The following is a 17134-nucleotide window of genomic DNA, read 5'->3' on the forward strand; positions in this document are numbered from 1 at the left end:
CATGGACGGATACTTTTACGCAGTCCTTGTAGTGGGCCTGCTTTCCACCACCATTTGCGTCGTGGCGGGCATCATGAAGAAGGCCCCCAACGACGTCACCATACTGTCCGTTGCCGCCGTCGAACTCGTCCTGCTGGTCTACCTGGTCGGATCGATCATCCGCGTCGCGATGGGTGAAAAGATCGCGGGGGAGCCCTGGGAATTCTGGGGCTACATCATCACGGCCCTCATCCTCCCCGTCGTCGCGGTGTACTGGTCCATCCTGGAACGGACCCGCTGGAGCAATTTCGTCATGGGCGCCGTGGGCGTCACCGCATTGGTCATGGCGGCCCGCATGAACCAGATCTGGTACTGACATTGGAAGAAGCACACGAAGTGACTGTTGAAACCACGGGGAAGAAGAACCGGGACACCCGCAATACCGGGCCCGGGAGGCTGTTGATTGCGGTCTACGCAGTCTTCGCAATCTCGGCAACGGCCCGTGCCGGCTACCAGATCCTGACCAAGTTCTCGGATGCTCCCTTGGCCCACATCCTCTCGGCCTTCGCCGCCGTGGTGTACATCGTCGCCACGGTCTCCCTCGCGAAGCCGGGCCGGACGTGGTTCAAGGTATCGCTGGCGGCCGTCCTTGTTGAGATGGTCGGAGTGGTGGTGGTTGGCGCCATCAGCCTTTTCGATCCTGTGGCATTCCCGCACGACACCGTGTGGTCCTTGTTCGGACGCGGATACGGCTTTGTGCCGTTGATCCTGCCGGTCCTGGGCCTGTTGTGGCTCTACCGTCGGCGCCCGGCACGGCTCCCGCACTAGAAATCGGGGCTCCGCCACCCGGGCATGCCAGCCTTGGGATAGCGGGTAACCTTAGAGAATTCCGGCGCCGGAACAGGCGCCGGGCATAGCGAATACCAGCAGTAAAAGGCGAGGTTGATGGTCCACATCTGGAACGATCCCACCGAGGTCCCCGAGGATTTCGGTCCCAGCGTCGTTACCATCGGCAACTTTGACGGCGTCCATCGCGGACACCAGCAGGTGCTGACGCAACTTCTGCGCACCGCGGGGCAGCACGGCGTGCGGTCCGTCGTCGTGACGTTCGATCCCCACCCGGCCCTGGTCCACCGGCCCGACTCCGCACCGGAGCTCCTCATGGGGTTGCAGGACAAGCTCGATGCCCTGGCCGACACGGGCGTGGATGCCGTCCTCGTCATGAAGTACAACCTCACGCTGGCGGCCATGACGCCCGAGGAATTCGTCGTCAACGTCCTGCTCGACGGGCTCCACGCGGCACACGTTGTGGTGGGCCACGATCTCCGTTTCGGCGTGGGAAATTCCGGCGACGTCGGCACCATGCAGGAATTGGGCAGGAAACTCGGATTCGGCGTCCACGTGGTCAACGAATTCGGCGCGGAAGGCTTTCCCGTACATGACGACGGCGGCACGGACCGCCGCTGTTCCTCCACTTGGGTGCGCGAGGCCCTCGCCGAGGGCGACGTCGAGACCGCGGCCGCCGTCCTCGGCCGCCCGCACAGGATGCGCGGCGAAGTGGTCCACGGCGCCGCGCGCGGACGCGCCCTGGGCTTTCCCACGGCGAACCTGGACCACGGCGCCACGGGCTACGTCCCCGCGGACGGGATCTACGCCGGCTGGCTCGTGGACGAATCCGGAACGCGCTGGCCCGCCGCGATTTCGGTCGGTTCCAACCCTACGTTCGACGGCGTGAGCCGCCAGGTGGAAGCCCACGTGATCGACCGCCCGGAGGAGGAAGTGGAGGACTTCAACCTCTACGGCCAGACCGTCGTGGTGGAATTCACTTCGAGGCTGCGGGGCATGGTGGCCTACCGCGGACCCGAGGCCCTCGTAGAGCAGATGCGCCTGGACGTCGCCCAGGCCCACGATCTCCTGCTGGACAAGTAGCCCCGCGCCGTGAGCGTTGAGAAGAACACCCGGCCACTCGACGAAGGCATCGTCAAGGACTTCAGCTCACGCATGAGCTACGGCTCCTACCTGCAACTGCCCTTGCTGCTCAGCGCCCAGCAACCTGTCAGCCAGCCGGAGCACCATGACGAACTCCTGTTCATCATCCAGCACCAAACCACCGAGCTCTGGCTGAAGCTGGTCCTGCACGAGCTCCGGAGCGCAGCCGCATGGCTGCGCCAGGACGACCTTGGCTCCGCGCTCAAGGCCATCGCACGCGTCAAGCACATCCAGAAAACGCTCACAGAACAGTGGTCGGTGCTCGCCACGCTCACCCCTACCGAGTACTCCCAGTTCCGTAGCTTCCTGGGCAATGCCTCCGGGTTCCAGTCGAGCCAGTACCGCGCCGTAGAGTTCATCCTCGGCAACAAGAACGCGAAGATGTTGCCGGTGTTCGACTCGGATCCGGAGTCCAGGACCATGCTGGAGGAGCTCTTGAACGCCCCGAGCATCTACGACGAATTCCTGGCCTACCTGGACCGGCACGGCTACGACGTTCCACGGTCCGTCCTGGACCGGGACGTGACCCGTGCCCACGAGTTTGACCCCGGGCTCCTGCCCCTTTTCAAGCACATCTACGAACATGCCGCAGACAACTGGCCGGCCTACGAAGCCTGCGAGGAATTGGTGGACCTGGAAGACAACTTCCAATTGTGGCGCTTCCGGCACCTCCGTACGGTGCAGCGGACCATCGGCATGAAGACGGGAACCGGAGGTTCAAGCGGCGTTTCCTTCTTGAAGAAGGCGCTCGATTTGACGTTCTTCCCTGAGCTTTTCGCAGTCCGGACCGAGATCGGGCAGTGAGTGGCGCTCCTCTTTGAGGAGGGTCACACGGCAGCTTTCGACAAGATTGCCGGGCTGCCGGTAAACTGAGGGATGGATCCGGCTGCAGTCCGTGGCGGCTGGACCTGTTTTGTGTGCGGTCATTGGCACATCACAACCCGGCAGCGAGGCGCTGAATCGGGACGCACGGCACAACTCTAGGAGTTCACGTGGCACTTGAAGCCGCTGTTAAGCAGTCCATCATCGAGGCATACGCAACGTCCAAGGGCGACACTGGTTCGCCGGAGGTCCAGATTGCAGTCCTGACTCAGCGGATCAAGGATCTGACTGAGCACATGAAGGAGCACAAGCACGACTTCCACACCCAGCGCGGTCTGCTGGCTATGGTTGGTCGTCGCAAGCGCATGCTGGGCTACCTCAAGAAGACTGACATTGCCCGCTACCGTGCGCTCATCGAGCGCCTCGGCCTGCGCCGCTAGTTTGACTTCGGGCGGCCCGATCCTCCGCGGACCGGGCCGCCTTTTCTCCATAACTAAATCCAACACTTAACAGGAGCTCAACCGCATCGCGCATTCGCGGTCTTCGGTAGTGATCCCCGGGAACAGCCTTCCGTGATGAAGGCGCAGCCCGTGGGTCTCGATCGATGACCGGGTGTCGTACAGGCCAGGAACAGACGCTGGCCTGGGTCGATGCGGGAGGACTTCCGCTAAACAAGAAACGGAGGTGACTCTCAATGGAGGGTCCCGAAATCCAGTTCTCAGAAGCCATCATCGACAACGGCCGCTTCGGCAAGCGTGTTATCCGCTTCGAAACCGGCCGCCTCGCCAAGCAGGCAGCCGGCGCCGCGATGGTCTACATCGACGAAGACACCGCGCTGCTGTCCGCAACCACCGCAGGCAAGTCCCCGCGTGAAGGCTTCGACTTCTTCCCGCTGACCGTCGACGTCGAAGAGCGCATGTACGCCGCCGGCCGCATCCCGGGCTCGTTCTTCCGCCGTGAGGGCCGCCCGTCCACCGAAGCCATCCTGGCTTGCCGCCTCATGGACCGCCCCCTGCGCCCCGCGTTCGTCAAGGGCCTGCGCAACGAGGTCCAGATCGTCGTCACCGTCCTGGCGATCAACCCGGACGAGCTTTACGACGTGGTGGCCATCAACGCCTCGTCCATGTCCACCCAGCTCTCCGGACTCCCGTTCTCCGGCCCGATCGGTGGCGTCCGCGTCGCCCTCGTCGCCGACGAACAGGGCACCGAGTGGGTTGCTTTCCCGAAGCACTCCCAGCTTGAGAACGCCGTCTTCAACATGGTTGTTGCCGGCCGCATCGCCGGTGACGACGTCGCCATCATGATGGTTGAAGCCGAAGCCACGGATAACTCCTGGAACCTCATCAAGGAACAGGGCGCCACCGCTCCCACCGAAGAGGTCGTTTCCGAGGGTCTCGAGGCCGCCAAGCCGTTCATCAAGGCCCTGTGCGAGGCCCAGGCTGACCTGGCCTCCCGCGCTGCCAAGCCGACCGTTGAATTCCCGGTCTTCCTGGACTACCAGGACGACGCCTACGCCGCTGTTGAAGCTGCCGCTGCCGAGAAGCTTGCCGCTGTCTTCCAGATCGCCGACAAGCAGGACCGCGACAACGCCTCCGACGAGCTCAAGGACGAAGTCCTTGGTGCCCTCGCCGGCGAGTTCGAGGGCCGCGAGAAGGAACTCTCCGCAGCCTTCCGCTCCCTGACCAAGCAGGTTGTCCGCCAGCGCATCCTCAAGGACCAGATCCGCATCGACGGCCGTGGCCTGACGGACATCCGCCAGCTGACCGCCGAGGTAGAAGTCCTGCCGCGCGTTCACGGCTCCGCCATCTTCGAACGTGGCGAAACCCAGATCATGGGTGTCACCACGCTGAACATGCTCAAGATGGAACAGCAGATCGACTCGCTGTCTCCCGTCACGCGCAAGCGCTACATGCACAACTACAACTTCCCGCCGTACTCCACCGGTGAGACCGGCCGCGTCGGTTCCCCGAAGCGCCGCGAAATCGGCCACGGTGCACTCGCCGAGCGCGCCCTGGTTCCGGTTCTGCCGTCCCGCGAGGAATTCCCGTACGCCATTCGCCAGGTGTCCGAGGCCCTCAGCTCCAACGGTTCGACGTCGATGGGTTCCGTTTGTGCCTCCACACTGTCCCTGCTCAACGCAGGTGTGCCGTTGAAGGCAGCTGTTGCCGGTATCGCCATGGGCCTGGTTTCCGACCAGGTTGACGGTCAGACCCGCTACGCGGCCCTGACCGACATCCTCGGCGCCGAAGACGCTTTCGGCGACATGGACTTCAAGGTTGCCGGTACGTCCGAGTTCGTCACCGCCATCCAGCTCGACACCAAGCTCGACGGCATCCCGGCATCGGTCCTGGCTGCAGCCCTGAAGCAGGCCCGCGAAGCCCGCCTGCACATCCTGGACGTCATCAACGCCGCGATCGACACTCCGGACGAGCTCTCCGAGTTCGCACCGCGCGTGATCGCCGTCAACATCCCCGTTGACAAGATCGGTGAGGTCATTGGCCCCAAGGGCAAGATGATCAACCAGATCCAGGAAGACACCGGCGCCGACATCTCCATCGAGGACGACGGCACCGTCTACATCGGCGCTACCAACGGTCCGTCCGCAGAAGCAGCCCGCGCCGCGATCAACGCCATCGCCAACCCGCAGATCCCGGAAATCGGTGAGCGTTACCTGGGCACGGTCGTCAAGACCACCACCTTCGGTGCGTTCGTTTCCCTGACCCCGGGCAAGGACGGCCTGCTGCACATCTCCGAGCTGCGCAAGCTGGCCAGCGGCAAGCGCGTGGACAACGTCGACGACGTCGTCTCCGTGGGCCAGAAGATCCAGGTCGAGATCACCAAGATCGACGACCGCGGCAAGCTCTCCCTCTCCCCGGTTGTGGCCGAGGAAGAAGGCGCCGCCTCTGAAGAAACTCCCGCCGAAGAGGCTGAAGTTTCCGCCGAGTAGCCTGAACCGGCAAACCCGCGGCAGGACCGGTGGACATGTCCACCGGTCCTGCCCGGTTTAACAATGAATTCCCGTCCCGGGGGCCATGCGCCCGCTGGTACGATTGCAGCCAGATTTGGCACCCGTGATTTCCCGCAGAACTGAAAGGTCTTGATGACTGTCGTACCCCTCCCATTGGCGCAGACCGTGCCCGGCGGCGAATTGATCCATGGCGCCGAAGGCGGCTCCGTTGTCCGGCGCTCAGTGCTTCCGGGAGGCGTCCGGGTGCTCACCGAGGCCATGCCCGGGCAGCGTTCGGCAACCATCGGGTTCTGGGTGGGAGTCGGCTCCCGGGACGAGGCAGACGGCCAGCACGGCTCCACCCACTTCCTGGAGCATCTCCTGTTCAAAGGCACCAAGAAGCGCACCGCCCTTGAGATCGCGTCCGCTTTCGACGAGGTCGGCGGTGAATCGAATGCGGCTACGGCAAAGGAAAGCACATGCTACTTTGCCCGGGTACTGGACACAGACCTCCCCATGGCCATCGACGTCATTGCCGACATGATCACCGGCGCCGTCCTGGATCCTGCCGAACTCGAACAGGAACGCGACGTGATCCTTGAGGAAATCGCCATGGACAGCGATGACCCCACCGACGTCGCACATGAAAATTTCGTGGCCGCCGTACTCGGCGTGCATCCGCTGGGACGCCCGATCGGCGGCACCCCTGCCGCTATCAAGGCTGTGTCCCGCGATTCCGTGTGGGCACATTACCAGCGCTACTACCGGCCGGACGAAATCGTCATCACCGCAGCCGGCGGCCTGGACCACGACGTCGTTTGCCGCCTCGTGGTCGATGCCTTGCGGACGGCCGGGTGGGAGCTGAAGGACACCGCTGCCCCCGTCGAGCGCCGCCCCACCGAGCGGGCGGATATCAGGGGCACCGCAGGGCTGCATGTGATCAAGCGTCCCGTGGAGCAGGCCAATATCATCATGGGCTGCCCTTCGATCGTGGCGACAGACGATCGGCGCTTCGTGATGAGCGTCCTGAACGCAGTCCTTGGCGGTGGCATGTCTTCGCGTCTCTTCCAGGAGATCCGCGAAAAGCGGGGCCTTGTCTATTCGACCTATTCCTTTGCCTCCGCCTACGCGGACGCAGGCTACTTCGGCATGTACGCAGGCTGCACGCCGTCGAAGGTCAAGCAGGTTCTGGAACTCCTTGGCGCCGAACTGGATAAGCTCGCTGCCGACGGAATCACGGACGAGGAACTACGCAAAGCCGTGGGCCAATTGTGCGGCGGCATCGTGCTGGCCCTTGAAGACACCGGATCCCGGATGTCCCGCCTTGGCCGCGCCGAACTCGTTTCCGGCGAATTCCAGGACATCGATGAAACGCTGGCCCGGATCAAGGCCGTCACAGGTGACCAGGTCCAGGAACTCGCCCGGGTGCTCGCCGAAGCCCCCCGCACGGTGACCGTCGTCGGGCCCTTCGAGGAAACAGAGACGTTCGGTCTCTGAACCCCGCACTCTCACAGGGACATGCCCCGCGCTGGAGCCTGTGAGTGGACATAACCCTGATATGTCCACTCCTGGTTTGGAAGAGGGGGCATGTCCGGGGGTGCACCTTGGACGCTCCCAAGGGACATGCCCCCCGCTGGAGCCAGGGAGTGGACATAACCCTGATATGTCCACTCCTGGTCTGGAAGAGGGGGCATGTCCGGTGGGGGAGGCTGGACGCGCCCGCTCGATCGGGAACATGATGGTGACGTATCCACCGTCTCGCGCAGGAGTCGCCATGAACGAGCCATTTAAGAGTCATGCACATACTGCGCTGGAGGCATTCCTGGGGCATTGGCGGGGGAGTACCGAGCTCTCGGCGTCGCCGTGGGGACCCGCCCGGACCGCCGACGCGGAAGTGACATTCTCGCGCGCGGCAGGAGGATACGCCCTGGTCCAGAGCTACCGGCACATTGAACCCGACGGCACGCATTTCGAGGGGCATGGTGTCTTCACTGTGGACCCGGATCACGGAGACACCTTGTGGTACTACGTGGACAGCATGGGCAGGCCCCCGGAAGCTCCGGCCCGGGGGCATTGGGAAGACGGCACACTGAGGCTGGAGCGGCGCAGCCCCCGCGGTACCGCTCGGCACACCTTCAGGGTGGACGGCGGCGTACTGACCCACACGGCGGAGCTGAGGCTCGGGGATGCCCCGACGTTCAGCCCGTTCATGGTCTCTGTCTGCAGGCGCGTCTAAGGCCTACGTCCAGCAGTCACATCACTCAGAGGACTCTTGCCTCCATCGACTCGACTATCCGCGCATCTGGCATGCCATCGAGCGAGGCAGGCCTTCCTGGTCCACTCCACACCTTTATCCGCAAGGTGTTCAGCATTGATTCAGCTTGCTCCCGTTCGGCGAAATCAAGCTCAATCAGGACCCGCTGCGAATCGTCCACAAGCCTGGAGACCCGGTATGAGACAACGCCGGAGCCGGCGCGATCTGCCGGATCCGAGTCGAACGATCGCTTCCATGCGTCGAAGTCGTTCACGGCGTGTTCGATCAGGAGGGTGTACATGGCTTTTCCTTTGCTGTTGCGCGGATAGGCACAGCGTAGGCTCCTTGGACCCGGGGAACCACCCTTCGGCCTTGTTCGGCTCAGCCTCCGGCAAACGGCGGGAGGACGTCGACGACGTCGTCCGCACCGAGCGCGGCCGATCGGTCGCGAACCGCTACCTCATTACGCAGGAAGCTGCTGCGCGAAATGATCCGGGCCAGGGGAGGTGTTCCAGCCGGTGGTTCCGGACGTTCGACGGCGAGCACGGCCGCGATCAGTCCGTCCAGGCCTGTTCCTTCCGGAAGATCGTGGTGTTCCTCTTCGACGCCCGCCGCGGCGCGCGCGGCAGCGAAGTATCGTACGAGCAAAGCCTCAGCCTCCGATCGCGCTCATGCTGCGGTCCGGCTGGACGAAGTCGGGTGCCCCGAGGCCTGTGTGGTCCATACCGTGTGCCTTGGGTTTGATCCACATGGCGTCCTGCCAGCGTTGGGCGAGTTCCTCGTCGTCCGCTCCGGAGCGAAGTAGTCCCAACAGGTCGAATTCCTCGCGGGAAAACAAGCAGCTCATGATCTTGCCCTCCGCGGTAATCCTTGTGCGCCGGCAATCGGAACAGAACGGTTCGGTGACGGAGGCGATGATGCCGACAGTGCCCAGAAGCGGACCCGTGGCTTCGGCAGATCCCGGGTCCCGCCGTCGTACTTCGAATCGTTCAGCCGGTGCACCGTCGCGTTCGCGCGAGTCCGGGGCCAGGGCGAAGTCGCGGGAGAGCAGTTCGCGGATCTCGGCCGCCGTGATCATGTCCCGCCGGGTCCAACCGTGATCGGCGTCCAGCGGCATTTGCTCGATGAAGCGCAATTCATAGCCGCGGTCCACGGCCCAGGCCAGGAGGTCGGGGGACTCGGCGTCGTTGATTCCACGCATGAGGACGGCATTGATCTTGACCGGACCCAGCCCTGCATCCCAGGCGGCATCGACGCCGGCCAAAACCTTGTCCAGGAAGGGTCGCCTGGTGAGCTTCGTGAACGTTTCTTCGTGAAGGGAGTCGAGGGACACGTTGATGCGGGTGAGGCCGGCTTCCTTGAGCGCCGCCGCCTTCTTGTCAAGTCCGACGCCGTTCGTGGTCATGGAGATCGGCAGGTCGGGATGCGCCGCGCGGAGGGCCGAGATGATGTCCATGAGGTCGGCACGCACCAGGGGCTCGCCTCCTGTGAGGCGAAGTTCGCGGACCCCGAGTTGTTCGACGCCGATCCGCACCAGCCGGACAATCTCGGCGGCGGTCATGACTGCCTGCTTGGACAACCATTCGAGGCCCTCGGCCGGCATGCAGTACGTGCAGCGCAGGTTGCATTTGTCAGTCAGGGACAAACGCATATCGGTGGCCCGGCGTCCGTAACGGTCGAACAAGCCCGGGGGAGTTCCGGCAGGCCGCGGCGGGGGCGCAGAAACGCTGGCTCCCGTCCCGTCGCCCGTGGGGGGCAACGGCATGCCTAGCTGAACACTCATGGGTTCAGGCTACGCCAGGGAGGGCCCGCGCGTGATATCGCCCACCGGTCACGTTCGTCGTCCGCTCCCGTGGAAGGCAATGCAAGGCGTGACTTCTTACGGAATGCATACGGTTGGCCCGGGGTCGCCCGGAACACATACCGCGGGCACCATGCGAATCTATGCTGAAGGTGTGAACACGCAGTCCGCCCCGCACGCTGCAGACGTCGGCAATCGCCGCATTCTGCTGGTCGAAGACGAACAGACCATTGCCGACGTCGTCCGGGACTACCTGGTGCAGGCGGGCTTCCAGGTCGATCTCGCGGGCGACGGCTTTACGGCGCTGAGCCTCGCGGACGCCAGGCGGCCCGACCTTGTCATCCTGGACCGGATGCTGCCAGGACTCGACGGCGTGGAAGTGTGCCGCAGGCTACGCCTGGCCATGCGCGTCCCCATCATCATGGTCACCGCCCTCGGCACGGAAGACGACCGGATCCTGGGCCTGGAAACCGGAGCGGACGATTACGTCACCAAACCCTTCTCACCCCGCGAGCTGGTCCTCCGGGTGAAGTCCGTGTTGCGCCGGAGCATCCGGGAATTCAGCCCGGAACCTCCCGTCGAGCTCGCCGGCTTCGAATTGGATCCGGCTTCGCGCACAGTCCTCCAGGACGGCAAGCCCCTGACGCTAACGGTGCGCGAGTTCGATCTGCTGGCCTTCCTGCTCCGTCGGCCCAACCAAGTGTTCAGTCGCGAGGATCTCATCAAGGCGGTGTGGGGCTGGGACTTCGGGGATTTGTCCACCGTGACAGTCCACGTCCGGCGCTTGCGCGAAAAGATCGAGGACAACCCCACCACCCCGGTGCTGCTTAAAACCGTCTGGGGAGTCGGCTACCGCTTTGACGCGAAGGAAGGTGGACATGCAGCCGGCTGAAATGTTCACGATCCTGGGCTGGATGCTGCTGTGGGCTGTCCTCATCGGCGCCTTGACACTTGCCTTGCTGCGTTTCCTGCGCGGCGCGTCGATCCTGGTGCAGATCTGCCTCGTGGTGGTGGCCACTGTTGCCGTTCTCGTGGCAGGGATGGTGAGCGCCTTCAATGCGATGTTCATTTCCGCTGTGGACCTCGAAGTCATGTGGTACATCCTTGGGGTGGCCTCGGCCGTGGCAATAGCGATTTCCCTCGTCCTCGGGGCCGGGGTGTCCCGCAACGCCATCCGGCTCGTGGCAGCAACGCGGCGCCTCGGCAGCGGAGAAGCCCTCGATGGCTCCTTCCTGCCGCAACCAGGATCGCGGCGGGCCGGACCGGCGATGAACTCCGAGCTTGCCCAGCTCGCCCAGGAACTCGAAGCGAGCAGCATCAAACTCGAGGAATCCCGGCGGCGGGAGGCCGCAGTCGAAACCGCCCGCCGCGAACTGGTTTCCTGGATCTCGCACGACCTCCGGACCCCCTTGGCGAGCATGCGGGCCATGGCCGAAGCGCTGGAAGACGGCATGGCCCCCGACGTCCCAACGTACTACCGCAAGATCATCGCCCAGACGGACCAGATGGCCGTCATGGTCAACGACCTTCTGGAATTGTCCAAAATCCAGGCCGGAACGCTCCGGCTGAGCGCAGAATCCCTGGATCTCTACGACCTCGTGAGCGACGCGATTGCCGATCTCGCCCCGCTCGCCGCCCAGCGCGGCATCCGGCTCGACGGCGGCGGCGACCGCGAGTGCATGGCCGTCGCGGACGGCCCCAGCCTGGGAAGGGCCGTCCGGAACGTGCTGCTCAACGCGATCATCTACAGCCGGCCCGACGGCGGGGTCGTGGTGCGCGTCGGACGCGACGGAAGCGACGCCGTCGTCGACGTCGTGGACAGCTGCGGCGGCATCGACGACGAGGACCTCGCCCACGTTTTCGAGACCGGTTGGCAAAAGGACCGTTCCCGGGGAACGGGAATGCCCGTCGAAGGGGGTCCACCGCGGTATAGCGGGGCAGGCGTAGGGCTCAGCATGGTGGCCGGCATCGTGAAGGCGCATGGCGGCATGGTCATGGTGGCGAACACGGGCGAGGGCTGCCGTTTCACACTCCGCCTTCCATCGGGTGCGCAGGCAACCCCGTCCCGTACCGAGGTATTTCCGACACAGACAGTTCCCGCGGACACCATTCCGGCAGAGAGCCCCAAACAGGCAGGCACAGCATGAGCAGGACCACTTCGAAGAAAGCCAGTACCAGGACGGCAGCCCGATGGGCGGCGGTGTGCGGCGTGGTGGCCATCGGACTCGGGGTGTCGGCCGGCGAGTTGCTGGCCGGGTTCCTGAGCCCGTCCGTCTCGCCGGTCACCGCGCTGGGCGGCGCGGTCATCGACGCCGTTCCGGGTTGGGCCAAGGAACTGGCCGTCAACCTTTTCGGCACAGCCGACAAACTTGCCTTGATCGTCAGTATCGCCCTCGTGACCCTCGTCCTCGCCGCGGTCGCCGGCCTCCTGGAGTATCGGCGAAAGGGAGCGGGGCTGGCGCTTGCCTTGCTCGCTGGAGCGGCGGGGCTGGCTGCCGTGCTCACCCGTGCCCAAGCCGCGCCCACTGCGGCAATCGCCCCCGTCGTGGCCACCATCGTCACCATGCTTTTCATCCGGCTCCTGATCCAGCGGCTCGAAACCTGGCGACCCGTGCCCGATGCAGCCGACTTGCCCTTGGCCCGCCGAAGCTTCATGCAGTTGCTGGCTGGAAGCGCGATCGCAGCGGCGGCGGCAGGCATCGTCACCACCCTGGTGCGGAGGGCGGGAACGGTGGCATCCGATTTCCGCCGCGGGGTGGCGCTGCCTGCTCCGGTGACTCCTCCGCAGAAGGTTCCCGACGGCGCTGCACTCACCTTGGCGGGCCTGCAGCCGCTCGTCACGCCGAACCCCGACTTCTACCGGATCGACACTGCGCTGACACCGCCGGCCGTGAATCCGCCGGACTGGACCCTCAAGGTGACTGGCCTGGTGGAACGCGAAATCCAGTTGGACTTCGCCACGCTGCTCACCAAACCGATGATCGAGCGCTACGTGACCATCGCCTGCGTATCCAACGAAGTCGGCGGAGACCTGATCGGCAACGCCCTCTGGCTGGGCTGGCCGGTCCGCGAACTCCTCGCCATGGCCGGGCCCAAGCCCGGGGCGGACATGGTGCTGTCCCGCAGCACGGATGGCTGGACGGCCGGAACCCCCCTCGAAGCGCTCACCGACAACCGCGACGCGATCCTCGCCGTCGGAATGAACGGCGAACCGTTGCCGCTGGAGCACGGATTCCCTGTCCGGATGGTCGTCCCGGGCCTCTATGGATATGTTTCGGCCACCAAATGGCTGACAGAACTGAAGGTCACCCGTTTCGCTGATGACCAGGGCTACTGGGTTCCGCGCGGTTGGAGCGACCACGGCCCCATCAAGACGCAGTCCCGCATCGATGTGCCCCGGGACGGCCGCTCGGTCAAGGCCGGAACGGTCCAGTTCGGCGGTGTCGCCTGGGCTCAACACCGCGGCGTTTCCCGGGTGGAGTTGCGCGTCGACCGCGGCAAATGGCAGGAAGCCAAGCTCGCCCCGGGGATATCGTCGGACACGTGGTACCAATGGCAGCTGGGCCTTGAGTTGGGCTCCGGGAACCATGAAATCCAGGTCCGTGCCACCGACGCCACGGGCACCCCGCAGCCCGAAGCCCAAACCCCGGTAGCACCGGACGGCGCCACGGGGTTCCACACCATCCACGTCTCCGCCAACTGACATTAGGCTGTGAAGGTCTGAGCGAAACAACCCGGGAGGAACCCTCGTGGCACGATCCGTCGCAGCCCACCGTCAAGCCGTCCAGGAGCTGCTTTCCGGCCTTGCACACAAAGAGGGCACCGAAAAGCTGCCGTTGATGGGGGCACTCGGCCGGGTACTTGCCGCCGACGTCTTGGCCCCGCTCAGCCTGCCGCCCTTCGCCAACTCCCAGATGGACGGTTTTGCCGTCCGCTCAGCGGACCTCGTCCCCCATGCGGCGAGCGACGCCGGTGCGGAGCTGACGGTCGTGGACCCCGTCCCGGCCGGCGCGGCACCGGTGCGGCTCATGCCCGGCACAGCAGCCCCGATCATGACCGGCGCCATGATGCCCGAGGGTGCCGACGCCGTCGTGCCTATCGAACAGGCAGTGCCTGATGTCTTTCCGGCCCCCGGTGTCCCAGCAACCGTCCGCCTTCCCACCACCGAGCCGGGCACGTTCGTCCGCGACGCCGGGAGCGACATCGCCGCGGGAACCGTTGCCTTGCGCGCGGGAACGACGCTCGGTCCCGGGCAGTTGGGGCTGCTCGCCGCCCTGGGGATGATCGCCGTCGAGGTCCGCACTCCGGTGCGCGTGCTCCTGGTCACCACCGGCGATGAAGTCGTGGAACCCGGTACATCCCTGCCGGAAGGCAAGATCTACGATTCCAACGGAACCCTGCTCGAAGCCGCCATGTTGCAGTCCGGACTCCACGTCACGCGGACGGGAATCAGCGGCGACAATCCTACCGAGCTGGTGGCGCTCCTCCGCAGCCTGGGCGGCACCGTCGATCTCATCGTCAGCACCGGGGGCGTCAGCAAGGGCGCCTACGAAGTGGTCCGGCAGGCAATGATGGACCAGCCGGTCGAATTCGTGTCGGTGGCCATGCAACCCGGCGGCCCCCAAGGGATCGGAACGTTCGACGGCCTGCCGTTCCTGGGATTCCCGGGCAATCCCGTGAGCTGTCTCGTTTCCTTCGAAATGTTCCTTCGCCCGGCGCTCGCCGCCGTTGTGGGCAGCCCTGCCTTGCGGCCGAGCCTGCGGGCGCGCCTTGCGGAGTCGTTGACCTCGCCCGCCGGTAAGCACCAGGTCCGCCGGGGCACTCTGCTTCCGGGCGGAACGGTCAGGCTTGAAGGGGGTCCCGGATCCCATCTCATTCATGCGCTCGCCAACTCGAACGCGCTGGTCCAGGTGCCTGCAGCCGTCACGGAACTCGGCGCCGGGGCGGAAGTGGAAGTATGGATGTTGTGAATGACACTCCAGATCCCGCGACCATCGGCGGCGCCCTTACGCAATTGCGCCAGGACGGCGGCGCCCTTACGCATTTGCGCCAAGATGGCACAGCCCAAATGGTCGATGTCTCCGAAAAGGCCGTGACCACGCGGGAGGCCACCGCCACCGCCACCGTCCACAGCACGTCCGAGGTGCTCACCCTGCTCGGCGCCGGTGACCTCCCGAAAGGCGACGCCCTTGCGGTGGCGCGGGTTGCCGGCATCATGGCAGCCAAGAAGACGCCCGAACTCATCCCGCTGTGCCACCCGCTGCCTATTTCCAAGGTCACTGTGGACTTCGAACTCGGCCCGGACACGGTGGTTGTCCTGGCAACGGTGAAGACCAGGGGCGTCACGGGAGTGGAGATGGAAGCTTTGACTGCGGCCTCGGTGGCTGCCTTGAGCGTCTACGACATGATCAAGGCAGTGGATAAGCACGCCGTCATCAGCGGCATCCAGGTGTTGGCCAAGAGCGGCGGAAAGAGCGGCGACTGGGCCCTTCCAGCCTCGACCGGTGCATCCGGCGAAGGAGAAAGGGCATGAACGCCTGCGAACCCGGCCGAGGCCCGCGGAAGGCCGGCGTCGTCATCGCGTCCAACCGTGCCGCGGCAGGAATCTACGAGGACAAGAGCGGCCCGGTGATCCTGGACTGGCTGGTCGAACACGGCTACGAGACGTTCCCCGTCATGGTGGTTCCGGACGGTGAGCCGGTCGGCGCCGCCATCCGTGCGCTGCTGACCCTGGAACCCGCCGTCGTCATTACCAGCGGCGGTACCGGGCTGAGCCCCGATGACCGCACTCCGGAAGTCACCTTGCCTTTGTTGGACCGCGAAATACCGGGGCTCATGGAGGGCATCCGCCGCGCCGGAGCCGCCAAGACCCCTATGGCGATGCTGAGCCGGGGCCACGCCGGTACGGCCGGCAAGACGTTCATCGTGAACCTCCCCGGCTCGCCGAAGGGCGTGATGGACGGCCTAGCTGTGCTTGACCCCGTCATCGCTCACCTATGCGACCAGTTGGAGGGAAGTCATGACCACTGAAACCGATTTCGAAGTCATCAGCGCGATCCTCAGCGCTGAGCCGATTTCCGTGGACCAGGCCATAGCAGCCGTGGAATCGGACACCGCAGGAGCGGTAGTGAGCTTCAGCGGTGTGGTCCGGAACCACGACGGCGGCAAGCCTGTCGACAGGCTCAGCTACAGCGCCCACCCCACGGCGCACCAGGTCATGGCCGACGTCGTCGCGAAGCTCGTGGCGGAGCACTCGGGGGAGGCTGCCCAGCCGGTCCGTATCTGGGCAGCACACCGGATCGGCTTGCTGGAGATTGGCGAACCTGCGCTCGTCTGCGCCGTAGCCGCCGCGCACCGCGGACAAGCCTTCGCAGTGTGCTCGGAGCTCGTGGATAGGATTAAAGCCCAAGTGCCCATCTGGAAGGAACAGTTCTTCAGTGACGGCACCGTCGAGTGGGTCGGGGCCGGGGAGTAGCCCATTGCTTCCCGCCGAAATCGCCGGAACGGTGCCGGTTCGCCGGAGCGTTCGGGCGAACCGGCACCGTTCCGGCGACCCCACGTTGGGGCAGTAGGGTTAAGGGCATGACCGAACAACTTGCTGTCGCCGTGCTGGGCGCCCAGGGCCGCATGGGTATCGAAGCCGTCAAGGCGGTGGAGGCGGCGGCCGACATGAAGCTCGTCGCGGCGCTCGGCCGCGGCGATTCCCTTGACACCCTGCTCGACGCCGGCGCCAAGTATGTCGTCGACCTGACCGTTCCGGACAGCACCGAAGCGAACGTCCGCTTCGCCGTCGAACACGGCATGCACGCTGTTGTGGGCACCACGGGTTGGGATGCCATGCGGCTCGCGGCGTTGCGCGGATTGCTTGCGGCGAACCCGGAGGCAGGCGTCCTTATCGCCCCCAACTTCGCCCTCGGCTCCGTCCTCGCCTCGGCCTTCGCCGCCAAGGCCTCCAAGTATTTCGAATCGGTGGAAATCATCGAACTGCACCATCCGAACAAGGTGGACGCGCCGTCGGGCACGGCCGTCCGCACGGCCCAGCTCATTGCCGCCGCCCGGGAAGAAGCCGGAGTCCCGGCAAGCCCGGATGCCACGAACAGCGCCCTTGACGGTGCCCGAGGTTGCGATGTCGATGGTGTCCGCGTCCATAGCGTCCGTTTGCGTGGACTCGTGGCACATCAGGAAGTGCTCCTCGGCGGGCCGGGAGAGCAACTAACCATCCGCCACGATTCCTTCGACCGGGCGTCCTTCATGCCCGGTGTGTTGCTGGGGCTGCGCAACGTGGCGTCCCACCCTGGGCTGACGGTCGGCCTGGACGGCTATCTGGATCTGGGGCTGTAGG

General features: G+C 65.1%; 19 protein-coding genes. 16 read left to right on the forward strand and 3 right to left on the reverse strand.

Going from position 1 to position 17134, the window contains the following annotated elements:
* Window position 1 precedes the first annotated feature (1 nt).
* From LFT47_RS07405 to LFT47_RS07440, 8 genes are all read left to right on the forward strand, one after another.
* The gene (locus LFT47_RS07405; RefSeq protein ID WP_236816654.1) at window positions 2–355 is read left to right on the forward strand and encodes a hypothetical protein; all 354 of its coding nucleotides are present in this window, start codon (window positions 2–4) and stop codon (window positions 353–355) included.
* 2 nt (window positions 356–357) lie between these two features.
* The gene (locus LFT47_RS07410; RefSeq protein WP_441414615.1) at window positions 358–807 is read left to right on the forward strand and encodes a hypothetical protein; all 450 of its coding nucleotides are present in this window, start codon (window positions 358–360) and stop codon (window positions 805–807) included.
* 117 nt (window positions 808–924) lie between these two features.
* Window positions 925–1908 carry a bifunctional riboflavin kinase/FAD synthetase gene (locus LFT47_RS07415; protein ID WP_236816659.1) on the forward strand — a complete coding sequence of 328 codons (984 nt, stop codon included), beginning with the start codon at window positions 925–927 and terminating at the stop codon, window positions 1906–1908.
* Between the two features lie 9 nt (window positions 1909–1917).
* A complete protein-coding gene (gene kynA / locus LFT47_RS07420) occupies window positions 1918–2772 on the forward strand; it encodes a tryptophan 2,3-dioxygenase (RefSeq protein WP_236816662.1) in 855 nt (284 codons plus the stop codon).
* A 188-nt stretch (window positions 2773–2960) separates the two neighbouring features.
* The gene (gene rpsO / locus LFT47_RS07425; protein WP_028266602.1) at window positions 2961–3230 is read left to right on the forward strand and encodes a 30S ribosomal protein S15; all 270 of its coding nucleotides are present in this window, start codon (window positions 2961–2963) and stop codon (window positions 3228–3230) included.
* A gap of 254 nt (window positions 3231–3484) precedes the next feature.
* Entirely contained in the window at window positions 3485–5737 is a 2253-nt protein-coding gene (locus LFT47_RS07430; RefSeq protein ID WP_236816664.1) for a polyribonucleotide nucleotidyltransferase, read from the forward strand.
* A 153-nt stretch (window positions 5738–5890) separates the two neighbouring features.
* Window positions 5891–7234 (forward strand): M16 family metallopeptidase, encoded by a 1344-nt coding sequence (locus tag LFT47_RS07435; protein WP_236816665.1) that lies wholly within the window; start codon window positions 5891–5893, stop codon window positions 7232–7234.
* A gap of 277 nt (window positions 7235–7511) precedes the next feature.
* Complete coding sequence (locus LFT47_RS07440) at window positions 7512–7973, forward strand: DUF1579 family protein (protein WP_236816666.1); 462 nt, start codon at window positions 7512–7514, stop codon at window positions 7971–7973.
* A gap of 25 nt (window positions 7974–7998) precedes the next feature.
* On the opposite strand, the gene LFT47_RS07445 is transcribed toward LFT47_RS07440, so the two are convergent.
* The 3 genes from LFT47_RS07445 to moaA all read right to left on the reverse strand — a co-directional run bounded on the left by LFT47_RS07445 (window position 7999) and on the right by moaA (window position 9774).
* On the reverse strand, window positions 7999–8292 hold the full coding sequence (locus LFT47_RS07445; RefSeq protein WP_236816669.1) for a hypothetical protein: 294 nt from the start codon (window positions 8290–8292) through the stop codon (window positions 7999–8001).
* A gap of 80 nt (window positions 8293–8372) precedes the next feature.
* Complete coding sequence (locus LFT47_RS07450) at window positions 8373–8639, reverse strand: MoaD/ThiS family protein (protein WP_234753108.1); 267 nt, start codon at window positions 8637–8639, stop codon at window positions 8373–8375.
* Between the two features lie 4 nt (window positions 8640–8643).
* Window positions 8644–9774, reverse strand: coding sequence for a GTP 3',8-cyclase MoaA (gene moaA, locus LFT47_RS07455; protein ID WP_236816671.1), 1131 nt, complete (start codon window positions 9772–9774; stop codon window positions 8644–8646).
* Between the two features lie 151 nt (window positions 9775–9925).
* Between moaA and LFT47_RS07460 the strand changes: the two genes are divergently transcribed.
* The 8 genes from LFT47_RS07460 to dapB all read left to right on the forward strand — a co-directional run bounded on the left by LFT47_RS07460 (window position 9926) and on the right by dapB (window position 17133).
* The gene (locus LFT47_RS07460) at window positions 9926–10684 is read left to right on the forward strand and encodes a response regulator transcription factor (RefSeq protein ID WP_236816673.1); all 759 of its coding nucleotides are present in this window, start codon (window positions 9926–9928) and stop codon (window positions 10682–10684) included.
* Complete coding sequence (locus LFT47_RS07465; protein WP_236816675.1) at window positions 10671–11939, forward strand: sensor histidine kinase; 1269 nt, start codon at window positions 10671–10673, stop codon at window positions 11937–11939. Before LFT47_RS07460 ends, LFT47_RS07465 begins: the two co-directional genes overlap by 14 nt.
* Window positions 11936–13495 carry a molybdopterin-dependent oxidoreductase gene (locus LFT47_RS07470; protein ID WP_236816679.1) on the forward strand — a complete coding sequence of 520 codons (1560 nt, stop codon included), beginning with the start codon at window positions 11936–11938 and terminating at the stop codon, window positions 13493–13495. Before LFT47_RS07465 ends, LFT47_RS07470 begins: the two co-directional genes overlap by 4 nt.
* A gap of 46 nt (window positions 13496–13541) precedes the next feature.
* Window positions 13542–14762, forward strand: coding sequence for a molybdopterin molybdotransferase MoeA (locus tag LFT47_RS07475; RefSeq protein WP_236816681.1), 1221 nt, complete (start codon window positions 13542–13544; stop codon window positions 14760–14762).
* A complete protein-coding gene (moaC, locus tag LFT47_RS07480; RefSeq protein WP_442863446.1) occupies window positions 14750–15325 on the forward strand; it encodes a cyclic pyranopterin monophosphate synthase MoaC in 576 nt (191 codons plus the stop codon). Before LFT47_RS07475 ends, moaC begins: the two co-directional genes overlap by 13 nt.
* Window positions 15322–15822, forward strand: a complete 501-nt coding sequence (locus LFT47_RS07485; RefSeq protein WP_236816683.1) for a MogA/MoaB family molybdenum cofactor biosynthesis protein — start codon at window positions 15322–15324, stop codon at window positions 15820–15822. Before moaC ends, LFT47_RS07485 begins: the two co-directional genes overlap by 4 nt.
* A complete protein-coding gene (locus LFT47_RS07490; RefSeq protein WP_236816685.1) occupies window positions 15812–16267 on the forward strand; it encodes a molybdenum cofactor biosynthesis protein MoaE in 456 nt (151 codons plus the stop codon). The genes LFT47_RS07485 and LFT47_RS07490 overlap by 11 nt, the downstream gene beginning before the upstream one ends.
* Window positions 16268–16374: 107 nt before the next feature.
* On the forward strand, window positions 16375–17133 hold the full coding sequence (dapB, locus tag LFT47_RS07495; protein ID WP_236816687.1) for a 4-hydroxy-tetrahydrodipicolinate reductase: 759 nt from the start codon (window positions 16375–16377) through the stop codon (window positions 17131–17133).
* The last annotated feature ends 1 nt before the right edge of the window (window position 17134 follow it).

This window comes from Arthrobacter sp. FW306-2-2C-D06B (genome assembly GCF_021789175.1).
Classification (GTDB): Bacteria; Actinomycetota; Actinomycetes; order Actinomycetales; family Micrococcaceae; genus Arthrobacter.

Bases quoted from the DNA above. Each gene is read 5' to 3' on its own strand.
- LFT47_RS07405 (WP_236816654.1), top strand. From the start codon at position 2: ATGGACGGATACTTTTACGCAGTCCTTGTAGTGGGCCTGCTTTCCACC.
- LFT47_RS07415 (WP_236816659.1), top strand. From the start codon at position 925: ATGGTCCACATCTGGAACGATCCCACCGAGGTCCCCGAGGATTTCGGT.
- LFT47_RS07430 (WP_236816664.1), top strand. From the start codon at position 3,485: ATGGAGGGTCCCGAAATCCAGTTCTCAGAAGCCATCATCGACAACGGC.
- LFT47_RS07435 (WP_236816665.1), top strand. From the start codon at position 5,891: ATGACTGTCGTACCCCTCCCATTGGCGCAGACCGTGCCCGGCGGCGAA.
- LFT47_RS07440 (WP_236816666.1), top strand. From the start codon at position 7,512: ATGAACGAGCCATTTAAGAGTCATGCACATACTGCGCTGGAGGCATTC.
- LFT47_RS07445 (WP_236816669.1), bottom strand. From the start codon at position 8,292: ATGTACACCCTCCTGATCGAACACGCCGTGAACGACTTCGACGCATGG.
- moaA (WP_236816671.1), bottom strand. From the start codon at position 9,774: ATGAGTGTTCAGCTAGGCATGCCGTTGCCCCCCACGGGCGACGGGACG.
- LFT47_RS07460 (WP_236816673.1), top strand. From the start codon at position 9,926: ATGCGAATCTATGCTGAAGGTGTGAACACGCAGTCCGCCCCGCACGCT.
- LFT47_RS07465 (WP_236816675.1), top strand. From the start codon at position 10,671: ATGCAGCCGGCTGAAATGTTCACGATCCTGGGCTGGATGCTGCTGTGG.
- LFT47_RS07470 (WP_236816679.1), top strand. From the start codon at position 11,936: ATGAGCAGGACCACTTCGAAGAAAGCCAGTACCAGGACGGCAGCCCGA.
- moaC (WP_442863446.1), top strand. From the start codon at position 14,750: ATGGATGTTGTGAATGACACTCCAGATCCCGCGACCATCGGCGGCGCC.
- LFT47_RS07485 (WP_236816683.1), top strand. From the start codon at position 15,322: ATGAACGCCTGCGAACCCGGCCGAGGCCCGCGGAAGGCCGGCGTCGTC.
- LFT47_RS07490 (WP_236816685.1), top strand. From the start codon at position 15,812: ATGACCACTGAAACCGATTTCGAAGTCATCAGCGCGATCCTCAGCGCT.
- dapB (WP_236816687.1), top strand. From the start codon at position 16,375: ATGACCGAACAACTTGCTGTCGCCGTGCTGGGCGCCCAGGGCCGCATG.